Genomic DNA, 15,585 nt, shown 5'->3' on the forward strand with positions numbered 1-15,585 from the left:
TCGGCATATTGTTGGAGACCATCGTGCGGATCGCTTCGAACCTCTCCCAGCTGACATAGCCTTCGTGAGTGCCAGGCTTGAGGCAAACCCAGTCGGCGCGCGCCTTACGGCGAATCTTCACGCCTGCGCTCCTTTCCACATATCCCATCGCCGCGGCCGTTTTACCATACGCATATGCGCCGCCGTACACTGGGTTCTCGATCATCCTGTGGAGAGTGGCGTAGCTCGGTCGTCGCCAAACCGTGTCGCCAGTGATCTGCCTCGTCGGAAGTTCGAGGCTTTGCTCTTGGAACCAGAGCAATGCCTGTCGAGCGCTTCCGAGTTCCTCGATCTTGTCGAAGACCAGCGAGATTGCCGCTTGTACGCGTCGATCTGGATGCTTCTCATAGCGGTCGCCAACCTTCACGAAGCCGACCGGCGCGGCTACGACGAGTTCACCGCGACGGGCCTTCTCATAGCGCGCGGAGAGCGAGCGCTGGCGTAGAAGATCAAGCTCGTACTCGTTGAGACTTCTCTTGAGCCCGAGCAGGAGACGGTCATTACCGTGTCGAGGCGCATAGACCGTCTCTTGGTCGACGAGCACCGTGTCGACCACACGGCACATCTCGATCAGTTGTTGCCAGTCGCGGCTGTTGCGAGCAAAGCGCGAGACTTCACGCGCGCAGACAGCCCCGACCTTGCCGAGACAAACTTCGGCCACCATGCGTTCGAAACCGGAGCGCTGCATGCTGCCGGCCGCAGAGCGGCCGAGATCTTCATCGATCACCTCGATCTCCGCGAAGCCCAGTGTCACCAGCCGATCCCGCATCGCGTACTGCAACGCGCCGCTCTCGCGATTATGCAACACCTGGTGGGCCGAGGATTGGCGCACATAGAGGATCGCCTTCCGCCTCAGATGTTGCGGGCCGATCTTGTCAGCGTTCATCGCCGCCCCCCACCTTTACCGGCAACGTGGCCGTCCGCACATGCTCCAAAATCAACCTCCTCATCAGGTCGATCAGCAACTCTCGTGTCTCGTCGGGCAGCTCGAGCCAATTCGGCGTCCCGACGACCGCCCCGCTTACGAACATTTCCATCTGCTCGGCAGCGCGCCTTTTGTGCCGCTTCCCGATCGCCGGCGCCGTCGTATTCTCGGTCATGCGTCTCTCCCCGATTCTGTTCGTGGGAGCTTCCACATGCACCAGTAGGTTGGGCATTCAATGATGGCCCAGCAGCCTTCAACACCTGGTGTAGCAGGGATGATAAAGCGTTGAGCGCTTCCGGGCTGACAAACGGGTCGACCGCGAAGTGTCCGTCACCCGCGCACCCCGGACGATCGAACATCCATGCGGGAATCTCCAGACACCGCTCGATCTCCGAGCCATCCAAGGTGCAACGAAAAGCCGAACAGGTCGCCGATTTGTTCACCACCTCATGGACAAAGACGTTGCGCCCGAACCAGGGATGAAGCCGATAGAGAACTTCTCGACGAACAATCCTGTGGGTGTTCTCGAACTTCGTTGTACAATTTCCAGCGCCCTCATCAGGCGCTGGAAAACCGCGCGCCGATGGCGGTCTGGCGCGCCGGTGTCACCGGCGCCTTCGACGACGAGGCTGTGGATATGACGCTTCTCGCAAGCGAGAAGCTTGGACAACGCTGCGCGTTGCCCACATCTCCACAGCCACAACAGCAGCAAGCAAGAGTGGCGTAAAGTTATTGGGAAGAGCGAACGGCAGCAGCTCCACTTAAGAAACCGGAGCCAGTGGTCCTCAGCATAGGGTCCACTTCACATCTTTCAAACCTCTAAACGCCTTTGGATGAAAAAAATGTTCCCAAGTTTGCGGAATCGCTCAACAGTCGAGACACCGGGGTGGGCATGCATGGCTCTTCTTGGGCAGGTCGATTCTCGGAGGCAGCGCCGCCGGCGGCTCAATCGGAGTAACTCTCGGCGAGTCATTTTGCTGCTGATCACGAAGAGACGGCACGACCATTTTTTTGGCGAGTCGACAAGTCCTTTAAAAACCTGCGCACTTAAACTTTCTGCCCAGCGCGAGTGCGGTTACGATTATAGGGAAAGCAAAAACAATTCTCATGCGATGCCCTCCAGTGCGCATCCAATAGTTGAGGACATGGTCGCACTCCCGTCGATGCGAGGTCAAGGGCTTCTTGACGGCATTGTCGTATGTGCAGCATGTCGCGATGGCGCGCCACCGGAGATTGTGCTTACCTCGCGAGCGCAGACGATTTGAAGGGGGCCGTTATCATGGCGAAGAAACCCGCCACCGGCGCGGAGACCACCCCGGCGACGCGTGTCGAGCAACCCATCATTCTCATCCGCGGCTTCGGCGGACTCGGGGTCGAAGACGAGAAGAAGATCGCCTACCAAGGCTTCAACGACGGCACGGTCTATCCGCAGAAAAGCGGCGAGAACTATATTTACGAGGGGCTCATCCTGCGCTTTATGAAGTCGCGCTGGATCTACAACGACGCGACCAACATCGTCGGCTATTACAACAGCCCGGTCATCCGAGATGAGAAGAGCATCCCGGCGGAACTTGCGGGCTTCAAACTCGACCTCTTCTCCGGGCATAAGGTCGTCATAGATCCGGCAACAGCCCTCAGCCTCGTCAAGTCGACGACCGACGTGCGCAAGACCCTATGGGTTTTCCGCTACTACGACCTGGACGATCGCGAGGACTTCAAACGTTATGGCAACGCGCTCGTGCGCCTCATCACGTTCATCCAGACGCTGGCCGAGCACAAACATCAGGCGGTCCCGAAGGTGAACATCATCGCCCATTCTATGGGCGGGCTCATCGTCCGTGAAGCTGTGCAACGAAGCTATGCCAAAGGCGAGGCCCCCAAGCACATCAACAAGATCGTCACCCTCGGGACCCCGCACCAGGGCATCTCGTTCCAGGTTCTTAAGGACTGGATCGGGATCGGCGCAGCCGCGGAGCTGGAGCAGTTCAATCCTGACGGGCAGAAAGATCCCAAGAACCCGGTCGGGTTCAACAAGTTCGCCGAGCATTTCCCGCCCGAGCGGGTGCTAACGGTGGTCGGCACCAACTACCGCACCTATGGCCCGGCGGTCGCGAGCTGGCTGAACCGCGCCTTTTCAGTCGTCGGCGAGTTCGGTCCCAATTACAACCGCAGCGACGGCCTAGTGAAGCAGGCTTTCGCGCAGCTGCCCGGAGCGCCGCGCACCTTCGTGCACAAGTGCCACGGCGGCCCCGACTCGCTCGTCACCTCCCGCGAGGCCTTTGAGGTGGCGACGCGTTTCTTTTTCGGCAATATCAAGGTGCGGCTAAAGCTCGTGACGGCGAAGGTGAAGCGCGGAAAGGATCTGTTCGGGAAGAGCGAATTCTTCCTCGGGGTCAGCATCAAGCCGCGCCGCGTCGACTTCGAGTTGTTCCACCAGAGCGCTGAGGCCGAAAACTGCTACGGGCCCTTCAGCAATGAAGACTTGAGCGACAAGAGCAAGGACGGGGTGTCGTCCAACTGGACGGACGGCGACAACGGCGAGCGCCTGATCTGGGAAGGCTGGCTCGATACGGGGGCTATCACGCTCACAACCGACAGGCCGCGCGATGGCGCGACGAGTGGCGAGGTGCAGAAGCCTGGACGGAGTTCTACCACGAGTTGATACCTGGGGCACGTCCGCTTTTGCGGAACCGGGCTGTCGTGAACGGAGCCGCGAAGTGGCGTCTCCGTAGGGTAGGCGCGGGATACCTCGAAGAGGATACACGCGCGTGCATGGGCGTCCACCCGCCGAACGGGAGATACAGCGCCACTTCGGCGTGACCCCGCCTTCGGTCCACCAGATGATCCTCACCCTCGAACGCGCAGGCTTGATCCGCCGCCAACCCGGCGTACCCCGCAGCATCGAGGTTCTGGTCCCCCAGAGAACCTGCCCGTCTTGCAAGCCGCCATCCAACCCGTCAAAACCTCTGTGTCGAGGTACTAGGGAGAAATCGTCGACGCCTTTGCCGCGCTTGGTGCAGCTTGCATTGCTGGCGCTTGAGTATTTGCCGGACCAGCGGAACGCCGACGGGCACCGGTTCGTAAATCCGGCTGCCGTCACCGAGCACGTGTGGGCCGAACGGGAATATCTGGGCCGGAAAGCATCATTGAGGGATTCGGCTTTCGAGCGTGGCGATGAAACCGCCACAGCTCGAAAAGGCAATCATAGCGACATCGTCATTTGGTTCGTCCTTAATGCGGTCGATCCGCTCCTTTGTGAGGCAGGCGTGAAGCGATCTGATGCCATCAAAGACTGGATGGAATGGTTCGCCAGACAATCTAGCTAGTAGGCGAGAATTGTTGTTGCAATTTTGAGATGTAGCAGGAATCATATCTCCTTTCAGGAGATGATTTTTGAACACCAAAGAAACAAAGCCCGATGGGACGCAGACAACCGAGGAGCAGAAGCCCGGAACTGGAGACTCTGCCCCCATCTCGGGTCGTGAGTTGCTTGGAAAAGGCATCGCGTGGGTCGCGCCTTACAAAGAGGCTGTTGTTCTCGTTGTAGCAATAGTGGGTGCGATATTTTCCGGTGTGGCGTGGGTGATCTCGTATTTCGCCACTCAAGCTGCCGTATCGCAACTCGAATGTCGCCTGACACACCAGATGACTGCGGCGAGCTTTGATTCGAAGTCGGAGATCATCCGATCTCAGATTGATGTAAAGCAGTCGCAAGTTCAGTTATTGGCACTTCAAAAACAATCGCAAGGCGCACAAGCGGCAGTCAATAAGTTGACCGCTGAGGTGAAGGAGCTTGAGAAAGCTGCAAAGGAAGAGTCTAGGAAGTCTTCGGAGCAGTTAACGCTTGCAGTCAAATGTGCAACTGCAAAGTAGAGGCCGCATGTTGAAAACTTGCTTCGTTTCCTTTGCGTTTGTACTCGTATCGGCGGTTGCCTTTGCAGAGGACCAGCCTAATTGTATCGCCATTCCACTCGTTGACTGTGCCGCTCTACCCCAAAGTCAAAGCTGTGACGTCCCGCATGATGAGCGGGAATGTAACAAGTGCCTCATCTCAGTATTAGGCAGGTGTCAGCTTCGAGGAAACGACCCTTCTTGTGAAGCGGCGAAAGCCGCGCAGAACCAAATGTACGCTATAAAGAAGGGGCAGTGTGAAGCTGATAAGGCGGTACGAAAGGTACAATGCGAAGCCACGAATGTTGCGATAAAGGAAGCATCCTGTAAGGTGAAAGTCGAGTAGATGTTATAATTTGGTTGTTTTCCTAAATAAACTATTGCCGGTGACACCTCTCGCGAGAACGGGAAAAAGGGCGTCCCAACGGAAGCACGACCAGACCGCAACTTCGCGATCAGCTTACTCCCGCACAAATCGAAACGCTGGTAGAGAAGGCCGTCAAGAAGGCTGACTACTACGCCAAGTCGCTCGCGGGCTAGAATAGTTTTCGATTAGAAACCCGAGCACTGTCATAGTCGCATCATCGTGTCGGGCAAGAAACAACATCATATTCCGCAATCCTTGCAGCGCAGATTTCTTTTCGACCTGAAAGCCGAAAAGACTTATGTCCATCGCAGGAACGCCGGCAACTTCCCCGCATCAATCAGCGACGTGCTGGCGCAGCGCTACTTTTACTCGCATCTTTCGAGCGAAGGTATGATCACGGAGTACGAAAACAGGTTAGGCGGCCTGCTGATCAAGCTGCGCGCCATTCAGATTGATGACAAAGCGGATGCCGATGTAGCCGCGGAAGTCATCGCTAACCTGACGCCGCGCAGCGCCAACATGCGTCGCATTTTCGGCACCGGCATGGAGCAGCTTATGACCGCGGCAGCGGAAACCTTCGCCGACGAAGACACGGTTGGTCGCGGAATCACGCAAGACCTCTTTGGAGGCGCTTGAGTGGCACGTTGGCGCCGCGCCGCCAGAGGGCGCCGTCCTGCCCGATTGCGTGGCGCTTGGTGTTGATGAAGCGGGAGGGATACGCGTTGGGAGCCGCCGGAGTTAAGCTTAAAGACCCGCGACCTAGGCGGGGCTGCGCGACCGCCGCGCAGCCCTCACAGGCGCTAGCGTTGATGACCTAAGCCTAATCCGAGCTGCGATGCTTTTACGCGCAACGCGCCGATAGTGCGCTTCATCGCTTTGGAAACTTTCTCCACAGGCGTACGCGCCTTCGAATACTTCTTGAGTTCTCTCAAATCCGCCGAAGTCCAGTCGCGACGCGGGGCATTCTTCTTCTTGGTTCGAGCAGCTTTCAATGTGTCAACTCCTTTAGTGTTTCGAGAGCAGCCGCTGCTAGCAATGGCTCCCTCAATTCTTAACTTATAATTTGGAATTAACAAAATGTTGACTGCAGTTCTGAACGCAAGCAAGCGAAGTGTGCGACACGGTCTCCGATATCCTCACGATCGGCAAGTCTCTGCGAGTCGCAAGAAGTTCATCAGCAGCACCTGCCCTTGTTGGGTAAGTATCGATTCCGGGTGGAACTGCACGCCATATGTTGGGTGAGAGCGATGTGCGAGGGCCATGATCTCGCCTTCGTCCGAACGCGCTGTCGCCGTTAGTTGCGGTGCGCATGACTCGTCGAGCTCAACAACAAGAGAATGGTAGCGGCCAACGCAAAGTGGAGACGGGAGGTCCTTGAACAGTCCTCGGCCGTCATGGGTTACGTACGAGGACCGGCCGTGCATGGGATGACGTGCGCGCGCCACCCGTCCGCCGAACACGCTCCCAATACACTGATGTCCGAGACAGATGCCGAGAATTGGGACATGCCCCGAAAGTTCGCGGACGACGGCGATCGATACTCCGGCCTCCAGTGGCGTGCAGGGACCAGGGGAGAGGACCACGGCGCGCGGCTTGAGGGAGGCAAGATCGTTGACGCTGACTGCGTCGTTCCGGACCACTGCCGTTGCTTCACCAAGCTTGTGGAAATAGCGGGCAATGTTGAAGACGAAGGAGTCGTAGTTGTCGATGATGACAATCAACATGCACCGGACGTCTCGGCACGAAAAGCGTCAAAGATTCGTTGCGCCTTCGCGAGTGTTTCTTGGTATTCGGCCTCTGGATCCGACATCGCCGTAATCCCGCTCCCTGCATGAAACATGGCCAAGTCATTGTCGAATGTGACAGTGCGGATCGCAATATTCGTGTCCATGTACCCGTTGAAGCCGATAAAGCCGATCGCCCCGCAATAGACCTCTCGCGCCACCCGCTCGATCTCCGCAATAATTTCCATCGATCGCACCTTGGGCGCCCCGGTAATGGAGCCGCCGGGAAAGCAAGCTCGCAGCAAGGTAACCGCGTCTTGGTCTTCCCCAAGTTCACCCGTCACGGTCGACACGAGGTGGTGCACTGAGGCATAGGACTCGAGGTCACACAGCGCTGGAACCTCGACCGACTGCGGAGTGCAAACGCGTGACAGATCGTTGCGCAGGAGGTCGACGATCATCGTGTTCTCGGCACGGTCCTTTTCGGACGCAACGAGGAGTTCAGCGCGGCGCTGGTCTTTCCTAGGATCAGCGGAGCGCGCGATCGTGCCCTTGATAGGTCGCGTTTCGACCTGCCGTCCGTCAAGCTTGAGGAATCGTTCTGGCGAGCTCGAGGCAATGATGAGCCTGCCATAGCGCAGCAGGGCTGCAAAGGGTGCCGGGTTCAATGACCGCAGCTGGCAGTAGAAGGCAAGCGCATCAAATGACTTCGACAGGTGCGCACTGAAGCGCTGCGCAATGTTCGCTTGGAAGACGTCTCCAGCCAGAATCAAGTCGATGACGCGCCGTACCGCCGCAATGTAACCCTCGCGGCTGAAGTTCGAATGCCATGCGCCCGCTGTGCCGGGCGGGCCGTTCCGCGGCGTCTTTGGGCCGGCGAGCAGCGCTACAAACTCATCGGCCCGACGGCGCGCACGCTCGCTCCGTCGTGCGGGATCCTGCTCCGGCCATCCGGTCGAGACGATCCAGCATCTGTCGTCGCGGTGGTCGAAGCTGATGACCACGTCGTAGAAATGCAGGATTGATTGGGGCAACCCCTGACCGGAAATTGCCGGCGCTGGCAGTCGCTCCAGTGTCCTGTTCAGATCGTAACCAAAGAATCCGGCGGCACCTCCCTGGAAGGGCGGCAGATCCGGACGATGCTCTTGTCGATACCTGGCGAGCAGGGTGCGAAGAGCTCCCCACGGATCGCCAAGAGCCTCTCCGTTCCAACTCGCCTGTCCGTCCGCGACCATATAGGTGCTGAACGGCTCGCAGCTCAGGTAGGAATAGCGCCCAAGCAACTCATGCCTTGCCGCGCTATCGAGAAACGTCAGGTGCGGTCGATGCGCGAGACATCGCATCGCGGTGACAGGCTCAATCCACTGCAGTTCGCGGACGTGCATCGGGTTGTCAGTCACCGACAACCGGCGTGCTGGTGAGACGCGCTCCGATGGGACCCCCACCCGAGCGAGAGCGACGCTCGTCTGGCACCCGCAAGCTCTTGAGACCGATCGCCAGGTTAACCCCCGCCAGTTGACCCGATGCGCCCAGTACCTTGGCTTATCGCCGCCGTCGAGGCGAAACGCGCATCTGCTGATACATTGTAGTCGGCCGCGAACCGCAGCTCCCGGAGGGGTCGTACCCGCCTGATCGATTCCTGGTACAGATCGTGCGCTTTGTACGCTGCGAGCTCCGTCTCGTTGTCGAACTCACCATAGACGACCACGTCGATCTCATTGCCAAGCTGGTCGGTCTTGCGGTTGCGAGCAACCTCGAGCCGGCGTGCATGTGGGATTGTGGTGAGAACCGATAGGCCTTCGATGATTTGGTCGATATGGGCCTTATCCTTGGCGGTAAACAAGACGATGTGACGAATCATGGATGGCCGTAGGGTGATGTCGCAAGGAGGTCGCATAACTAGCTTGGGAGCGGGCCCGCAGCAATGGGGCGCGGCCGCAAGCCGCATCGCGCGGCAAGACGGTCGGAGGTTTGGCGCTCTCGCGATGGCCTGCGGGTCGGTAACGCAACTCGCCAGATCGCATTCCTGTCAGGACGCGGGAGGGACAAGGCGCTCAATGGTTTGAATGTGGCGCGGGTTTGAATGTGGCGCGCGAGCAGGTTACAGGCTTGATCGATGTTGCGCGCTCGCAGTGCTTGCAGAATTAGGCGGCGATCCCGATTGGACCGCGGTCGCCAGCCGCTACTTGGCCCCTCGCGAACACGAGTCGTGAATTTGCAAGCTGTAGTCCGCTCGAGGCTCGCGAGCAGGCGCGGCATCGCGCAGGGCGCCACCAGTGCGGCCTTGACCTCGTGTGGTGAAGGCCTCGCTGCCGGCGTTCGCGGTGTCGTATTCCTTCGCCGGCCGGGTTGAGAAGGTCCGACACGTCGATCTTCAGGACCTTTGGCTCATCGTTCAAGTTATTTGAATTGAACATCCAGGTCAGCCTGGTCGTTCCCTTGGGATGATTGATCTGCATCAACGGTGCAGCGCGATGCACTTTCCGCTATTCTAGGGTCTTGACAAATAGTAGGAGATCGTTGATCTGGGCGGTGTCGAGCTTGAAAACGGGCATGGTGGGATGTCCGGTTTCGATGCCTTGCGCGAGCGCTTCGCCCAGCGCTTCGATGGGCTAGCGGTTGTGCAGGGTGCGGAAGGGCGGCGCGATCTTCAGCGGACTGTCGGTGACCTTGTCGATGGAGTGACAGCGCGCGCAGTTATGAAGCGCGAATGTCCTGCCGCGTTGCTCGGAGCGCGAGGCGGCGACGACTGGCGTCGTCAGCAGCAGCGCGATAAAAATCTGGGGCAGGGCAGTTGGTACCATCTTGGACGGCTCTTCAACGAGCGGGCCGCGGAACGACGATTTGAAAAGTAGCCTCAGGGCGCCTCCGGCGATTGATCTGCATCAATAGCACCTCATCCCTAACGGACGCTACACTGCATCGACCTGAAACGCGCCATGAGGCGCCTGCAGGCGGCAATCGGAGGGCGTGTGAAGATTTCGGTTTTGGGGGAAGGAACACATCGGCAATCGTGTCAGGATTGCGCGGCGAGGGACTTTGCCATCTGCGCAGCGCTCGACAACACCGAATTGCGCGAATTGGCGCAGCTGTCGCGACATGTGCGTTTCGAATCCGGCGCCACCGTGTTCGCACAGACAAACATGGCAACGTCGTTCTTCAGCGTGCATGAGGGTACCCTGCGCCTTTATAAGCTGTTGCCGGACAGCCGGCGGCAGATCGTCGGTTTTGCATTGCCGGGCGATTTCCTCGGGCTCTCCGGCTTGCCGCAGCACGAGTTCTCCGCTGAAGCGATCGGCCGCGTCGCGCTGTGCCAATTCTCCAAAGAGTCGTTCGCGACATTCGCCGAGAACCGGCCGGGGTTGCTGCGCCGTATCATCGAATTGGCGGGCCGCGAGCTGGCCCGGGCACAGGAACATATGGTCTTGCTCGGACGGCGCTCCGCCGAAGAGAAGATAGCGAGCTTCCTGATCGGCTGGCGCGACCGACTGAGTGGAATTGGACGTGGTGGAGAAATTCTGCCGCTGCCGATGAAACGGCTGGACATCGCGGATCATCTGGGGCTCACCATCGAGACGGTGAGCCGTACCTTCTCGAAGCTCGAACGTGATGGTGTGATCCAAATCTTTGCGGGTGGTGTCGTCTTGGATGTCGCGCGCGCCGAAGCGTTGTCTGGGGGCGCAAGTTGAAGCGCGTCGCTTGGGTTCTTTTTATCCTCGTTTGATCAAGGTCAAAGACGTCTCTCTTGAAACGGCGATATATTCGCAGCCGCTTCAATGGAGGTCGTCATGCCCGCCGATGCGCTCTTGGTTTCCGCAGCCGTCATCTCGGTCTTCGTGATTGTCGCCGCTGCTCTTGGCTGGGTCCGTGTCCAATCACGGTCGCATCAGGCGGGACCGGGAGCGCGCAAGCGTCGTCCATTCTGATTCGTTCAGGCAGCCGCTGGAGCTGGTGCAAAACGCCCGCCGGTCGTGGGGTAGCTGATCGGGGCCGATCTCAATCAAGGACAACACAGCGAGACCCGGGCTGACGGGGCAGGCGCCCATGCAAAGAGAATCGCACATGCAGCAAACTCAATCCACGAAATGGATGACCCACGGTGAAGCCGGGCTGATGCTATTCTTCTCGATGGCGGCCTACGTTTGCGCGTTCGCCGCGCCCATGGCGCTGGACGCGCCGTTCGCGTTCCATGCTTCGCTCGCTGCAGTGGCAAGCGGCGCCGCCGCCTTCGCCATCGTCAACCGCTATTTCGATCGCCAGGCAGCGCTGCCGCCACAGGAGATCAACGGCAAGCCGAACTACAATCTCGGCCCGATCAAGTTTGCTTCCTTCATGGCGATGTTCTGGGGCATCGCCGGATTTGCCGTCGGACTCATGATCGCCTGCGAGCTCGCCTGGCCGGCGCTGAACCTCGATCTGCCCTGGACCAGCTTTGGGCGGCTCCGTCCGCTGCACACCTCCGCGGTGATCTTCGCCTTCGGCGGCAACGTGCTGATCGCGACCTCATTCTATGTGGTGCAGCGGACCTGCCGGACGCGGCTCGCGGGCGATCTCGCCCCATGGTTCGTGGTGCTCGGCTACAATTTCTTCATTGTGATCGCGGGCACCGGCTATCTGCTCGGCGTGACGCAATCCAAGGAATATGCCGAGCCGGAATGGTACGCCGATCTGTGGCTGACGATCGTCTGGGTCGTCTATCTGCTGGTCTTCGTGATGACGCTGGTGAAGCGCAAGGAGCCGCACATTTTCGTCGCCAACTGGTTCTATCTCGCCTTCATCGTCACCATCGCTGTCCTTCATCTCGGCAACAACCCGGCGCTTCCGGTGTCGGTGTTCGGCTCGAAGTCCTACATTGCCTGGGGCGGCGTGCAGGATGCGATGTTCCAGTGGTGGTACGGCCATAACGCGGTCGGCTTCTTCCTGACCGCCGGCTTCCTCGCGATCATGTATTACTTCATCCCGAAGCGGGCGGAGCGGCCGATCTATTCCTATCGGTTGTCGATCATCCACTTCTGGGCGTTGATCTTCCTCTATATCTGGGCCGGCCCGCACCATCTGCACTATACGGCGCTGCCCGACTGGGCGCAGACGCTCGGCATGACGTTCTCGGTCATGCTCTGGATGCCGTCCTGGGGCGGCATGATCAACGGCCTGATGACGCTGTCGGGCGCGTGGGACAAGCTGCGCACCGATCCGGTGCTGCGCATGCTGGTCGTCTCGGTCGCGTTCTACGGCATGTCGACCTTCGAAGGCCCGATGATGGCGATCAAGGTGGTGAACTCGCTGAGCCACTATACCGACTGGACCATCGGCCACGTTCATTCCGGTGCGCTGGGCTGGGTCGGCTTCGTCTCCTTCGGCGCGCTGTATTGCCTGGTGCCGTGGCTGTGGGGCCGCAAGGAACTGTACAGCCTCAAGCTGGTGAACTGGCACTTCTGGATCTCGACCATCGGCATCGTGCTCTATATCTCCGCGATGTGGGTCTCGGGAATCCTGCAAGGCCTGATGTGGCGTGCCTACACTTCGCTCGGCTTCCTCGAATATTCCTTCATCGAGACCGTGGAAGCGATGCATCCCTTCTACATCATCCGTGCCGCCGGCGGCGCGCTGTTCCTGATCGGCGCGCTGATCATGGCCTATAACCTCTGGATGACGGTGCGGGCAGGCGAGGCGGACGTCGCAACGGAGCTCGCGTTGCAGCCGGCGGAATAAGGAGCGATCGGATGTCCTTCTGGAGCCGCCATCAGATCTTCGAAAAGAACTCGATCATCCTGATTGCGGGCATCCTGGTCGTGATCGCGATCGGCGGCCTCGTCGAGATCACCCCGCTGTTCTACCTCAAGAGCACGATCGAGGTGGTCGACGGCGTCAGGCCGTATACGCCGCTCGAGCTCGCGGGCCGCAACGTCTACGTTCGCGAAGGCTGCTATCTCTGCCATTCGCAGATGGTCCGTCCGCTGCGCGACGAGGTCGAGCGCTACGGCCACTTCTCGCTGGCGGCCGAGAGCATGTACGACCATCCGTTCCAGTGGGGTTCGAAGCGGACCGGGCCTGATTTGGCACGGGTCGGCGCCAAATATTCCGACGAGTGGCACGTCACCCACTTGAACAATCCGCGCGCGATCGTGCCGCAGTCGGTGATGCCGGGCTATCCGTTCCTCGCAAAGACCGAGGTCGATTCCGAGGCGATCGCCGATCACCTCAAGACCAACCGCGCGGTCGGCGTGCCCTATACCAACGAGCAGATCGCCAACGCGGAAGCCGACCTCAAGGCGCAGGCCGATCCGGACAATGTCGGCACCGACGCGTTTGCAAAACGCTATCCGAAGGCGGTGGTCCGCAATTTCGACGGCAAGGGCGGGGCGCCGACCGAGATGGATGCGCTGATCGCCTACCTGCAGATGCTCGGCACGCTGGTGGACTTCAAGCTCTACAACGAAAAAGCCAATCTTCGCTGAGAGATGGGACGATGAAAGCAATTCTGACGGTTCACAATCTGGCGTCGAACCTCGTCACGAGTTTGTGGACACCGATCTTCGTCGGCCTGTTCATCGCGATCGTGATCTACGCGCTCTGGCCGCGCAACCGGGCCGCCTTCGACGAGGCATCTCGGCTGCCGTTGCGGGAGGACTGACAGGTCATGGCTGAGAGCGAACTCGACAGGGTTTCCGGCACGACCACGACCGGTCATCAGTGGGACGGCATCAAGGAACTCAACACGCCGCTGCCGCGCTGGTGGGTGCTGACCTTCTACGCCACCATCATCTGGGCGATCGGCTATTGGGTCGTGTATCCGGCGTGGCCGCTGTTGTGGAGCAACACCACGGGTGTGCTCAACTATTCGTCGCGTGCCGAGGTCGGCGTCGAACTGGCCAATCTCGAAAAGATCCGTGGCGACAAGATGGTCGCGCTCGGCGCGGCCTCGCTCGTCGACATCGAGAAGGATCCGGCGCTGCTGGCGCTCGCACGTGCCCGCGGCAAGGCGGCCTTCGGCGACAATTGCGCGCCGTGCCACGGCTCGGGCGGCGCCGGCGCCAAGGGCTTTCCGAACCTGAACGACGACGACTGGCTGTGGGGCGGCTCGCTCGAGCAGATCCACCAGACGCTTCAGTTTGGCGCGCGCTCCGGCAACGCCAAGGCGCATGAGGGCGCGATGCTCGCCTTCGGCAAGGATGGCATCCTGAAGAGGGATGAGATCGTCACGGTCGCCAATTACGTCCGCTCGCTCTCGGGCCTGCCGACGCGCCAGGGCTACAACGCTGCCGCGGGCGCCAAGCTGTTTGCCGATAATTGCTCGACCTGCCACGGCGCGGACGGCAAGGGCAACCAGGAACTCGGTGCGCCCGATCTCACCGACAAGATCTGGCTCTATGGCTCGGACGAGGCCACCGTGATCGAGACCGTCAGCAATGGCCGCTCCGGCGTGATGCCGGCCTGGGTCGGCCGGCTCGATCCGTCCACCATCAAGGCGCTTGCGGTCTATGTGCATACGCTGGGCGGCGGCAGGTAGCGGAGCAAAGGGAAACGACGTTCGGTATGCGCTGGATCAACCCGGCAGAGAGGGAGGGGACTAGGAGAGCGCGAGCCCATGAACAAGATCGTCCAAATAGAGCCCGACCAAGCCGAAGATGTTGGGCCGCTTTATGCGGCCCTCAAGAAGGTCTACCCGCAGAAGGTCTCCGGGACTTTCCGGCGGATCAAATGGGGCCTGATGGCGTTCTGCCTCGGCGTCTATTATTTCCTGCCGTTCGTGCGCTGGAATCGCGGCTTCGGCGCGCCCGACCAGGCGGTGCTGATCGACCTGCCGGGCAGTCGCTTCTATTTCTTCTTCATCGAGCTGTGGCCGCAGGAGGTTTATTACTTCACGGGACTTCTGATCCTCGCCGCGATCACGCTGTTCCTGATGAACTCGGTCGGCGGCCGCATCTGGTGCGGCTATCTCTGCCCGCAGACGGTCTGGACCGACTTGTTCTATGCGATCGAGCGCCTGGTCGAGGGCGACCGGCGCGAGCGGATGAAGAAGGATGCCTCCGCCCATCGCTGGACGCTGGAGCGCATCTCCGAGCTCATGCTCAAGCATTCGATCTGGCTGATGATCGCCTGGTGGACCGGCGGCGCCTGGGTGCTCTATTTCACCGATGCGCCGACTCTCGTCAAAGAGCTCGTCACCTTCCAGGCGCCGGCGATCGCCTATATCTGGATCGCGATCCTGACCACGACGACCTATCTGCTCGCCGGCTTCATGCGCGAGCAGGTCTGCGTCTATATGTGCCCGTGGCCGCGCATCCAGGCGGCGCTGACGGACGAATGGGCGCTCAACGTCACCTATCGCTACGACCGTGGCGAAAAGCGCATGTCGGTGAAGAAGGCGAACGAGCTGCGCGCACTCGGCCAGCACGCGGGCGACTGCGTCGATTGCTATCAATGCGTCGCGGTCTGTCCCACCGGCATCGATATCCGCAACGGGCCGCAGCTCGACTGCATCCAGTGCGGCCTGTGCATCGACGCCTGCGACAACGTGATGAAGAAGATCGGCCGTCCGACGCGGCTGATCAGCTACGACAACGACATCAATATCCAGCGCCGGATCGAAGGCAAGCCGCCGATCTACCGCATCGTGCGGCCGCGCACCGTTATCT

General features: G+C 59.9%; 17 protein-coding genes and 2 pseudogenes. 11 read left to right on the top strand and 8 right to left on the bottom strand.

Features of this window, described 5'->3' with window-relative positions; all coding sequences use genetic code 11:
• The coding region (locus tag J6497_RS38840) for a recombinase family protein (RefSeq protein WP_225709450.1) at nt 1-925 on the bottom strand (925 nt) is incomplete at its 3' end.
• Nucleotides 915-1,139: a hypothetical protein gene (locus J6497_RS38845; protein WP_225709451.1), complete on the bottom strand. Its 225-nt coding sequence runs from the start codon at nt 1,137-1,139 to the stop codon at nt 915-917. The genes J6497_RS38845 and J6497_RS38840, both read right to left, overlap by 11 nt.
• A 360-nt stretch (nt 1,140-1,499) precedes the next feature.
• Here J6497_RS38845 and J6497_RS38850 point away from each other — a divergent pair, with 360 nt between their 5' ends.
• From J6497_RS38850 to J6497_RS38875, 5 genes are all read left to right on the top strand, one after another.
• On the top strand, nt 1,500-1,691 hold the full coding sequence (locus tag J6497_RS38850) for a hypothetical protein (RefSeq protein ID WP_225709452.1): 192 nt from the start codon (nt 1,500-1,502) through the stop codon (nt 1,689-1,691).
• Nucleotides 1,692-2,171: 480 nt separating this feature from the next.
• Nucleotides 2,172-3,626: a lipase family alpha/beta hydrolase gene (locus tag J6497_RS38855; protein ID WP_225709453.1), complete on the top strand. Its 1,455-nt coding sequence runs from the start codon at nt 2,172-2,174 to the stop codon at nt 3,624-3,626.
• A gap of 154 nt (nt 3,627-3,780) precedes the next feature.
• Nucleotides 3,781-4,290: a hypothetical protein gene (locus J6497_RS42550; protein WP_512699965.1), complete on the top strand. Its 510-nt coding sequence runs from the start codon at nt 3,781-3,783 to the stop codon at nt 4,288-4,290.
• Nucleotides 4,291-4,357: 67 nt separating this feature from the next.
• On the top strand, nt 4,358-4,837 hold the full coding sequence (locus J6497_RS38870) for a hypothetical protein (protein WP_225709454.1): 480 nt from the start codon (nt 4,358-4,360) through the stop codon (nt 4,835-4,837).
• Between the two features lie 604 nt (nt 4,838-5,441).
• On the top strand, nt 5,442-5,858 hold the full coding sequence (locus J6497_RS38875) for a DUF4238 domain-containing protein (RefSeq protein ID WP_225709455.1): 417 nt from the start codon (nt 5,442-5,444) through the stop codon (nt 5,856-5,858).
• A gap of 164 nt (nt 5,859-6,022) precedes the next feature.
• On the opposite strand, the gene J6497_RS38880 is transcribed toward J6497_RS38875, so the two are convergent.
• The 6 genes and pseudogenes from J6497_RS38880 to J6497_RS38905 all read right to left on the bottom strand — a co-directional run bounded on the left by J6497_RS38880 (nt 6,023) and on the right by J6497_RS38905 (nt 9,750).
• A complete protein-coding gene (locus J6497_RS38880) occupies nt 6,023-6,214 on the bottom strand; it encodes a hypothetical protein (RefSeq protein WP_225709456.1) in 192 nt (63 codons plus the stop codon).
• 144 nt (nt 6,215-6,358) lie between these two features.
• Nucleotides 6,359-6,943, bottom strand: coding sequence for an anthranilate synthase component II (locus tag J6497_RS38885; protein ID WP_225709463.1), 585 nt, complete (start codon nt 6,941-6,943; stop codon nt 6,359-6,361).
• A complete protein-coding gene (gene pabB / locus J6497_RS38890) occupies nt 6,940-8,331 on the bottom strand; it encodes an aminodeoxychorismate synthase component I (RefSeq protein ID WP_225709457.1) in 1,392 nt (463 codons plus the stop codon). The genes J6497_RS38885 and pabB overlap by 4 nt, the downstream gene beginning before the upstream one ends.
• A gap of 116 nt (nt 8,332-8,447) precedes the next feature.
• Nucleotides 8,448-8,807, bottom strand: a complete 360-nt coding sequence (locus J6497_RS38895; RefSeq protein WP_225709458.1) for a Dabb family protein — start codon at nt 8,805-8,807, stop codon at nt 8,448-8,450.
• A gap of 215 nt (nt 8,808-9,022) precedes the next feature.
• Nucleotides 9,023-9,226: pseudogene (locus tag J6497_RS38900) on the bottom strand (FCD domain-containing protein); the annotation flags it as partial.
• A gap of 206 nt (nt 9,227-9,432) precedes the next feature.
• Nucleotides 9,433-9,750: pseudogene (locus J6497_RS38905) on the bottom strand (c-type cytochrome).
• A gap of 168 nt (nt 9,751-9,918) precedes the next feature.
• Between J6497_RS38905 and J6497_RS38910 the strand changes: the two are divergent.
• From J6497_RS38910 to ccoG, 6 genes are all read left to right on the top strand, one after another.
• The gene (locus tag J6497_RS38910; protein ID WP_225709464.1) at nt 9,919-10,635 is read left to right on the top strand and encodes a cyclic nucleotide-binding domain-containing protein; all 717 of its coding nucleotides are present in this window, start codon (nt 9,919-9,921) and stop codon (nt 10,633-10,635) included.
• Nucleotides 10,636-11,035: 400 nt separating this feature from the next.
• The gene (gene ccoN / locus J6497_RS38915) at nt 11,036-12,658 is read left to right on the top strand and encodes a cytochrome-c oxidase, cbb3-type subunit I (RefSeq protein ID WP_225709465.1); all 1,623 of its coding nucleotides are present in this window, start codon (nt 11,036-11,038) and stop codon (nt 12,656-12,658) included.
• Nucleotides 12,659-12,669: 11 nt separating this feature from the next.
• Nucleotides 12,670-13,404 carry a cytochrome-c oxidase, cbb3-type subunit II gene (ccoO, locus tag J6497_RS38920; protein WP_225709459.1) on the top strand — a complete coding sequence of 245 codons (735 nt, stop codon included), beginning with the start codon at nt 12,670-12,672 and terminating at the stop codon, nt 13,402-13,404.
• Nucleotides 13,405-13,415: 11 nt separating this feature from the next.
• Nucleotides 13,416-13,580 (top strand): cbb3-type cytochrome oxidase subunit 3, encoded by a 165-nt coding sequence (locus J6497_RS38925; protein WP_225709460.1) that lies wholly within the window; start codon nt 13,416-13,418, stop codon nt 13,578-13,580.
• A gap of 6 nt (nt 13,581-13,586) precedes the next feature.
• Nucleotides 13,587-14,456, top strand: a complete 870-nt coding sequence (ccoP, locus tag J6497_RS38930; protein WP_225709461.1) for a cytochrome-c oxidase, cbb3-type subunit III — start codon at nt 13,587-13,589, stop codon at nt 14,454-14,456.
• Nucleotides 14,457-14,534: 78 nt separating this feature from the next.
• The coding region (gene ccoG / locus J6497_RS38935) for a cytochrome c oxidase accessory protein CcoG (RefSeq protein ID WP_225709462.1) at nt 14,535-15,585 on the top strand (1,051 nt) is incomplete at its 3' end.

This window comes from Bradyrhizobium cenepequi (assembly GCF_020329485.1).
Lineage (GTDB): Bacteria > Pseudomonadota > Alphaproteobacteria > Rhizobiales > Xanthobacteraceae > Bradyrhizobium > Bradyrhizobium cenepequi.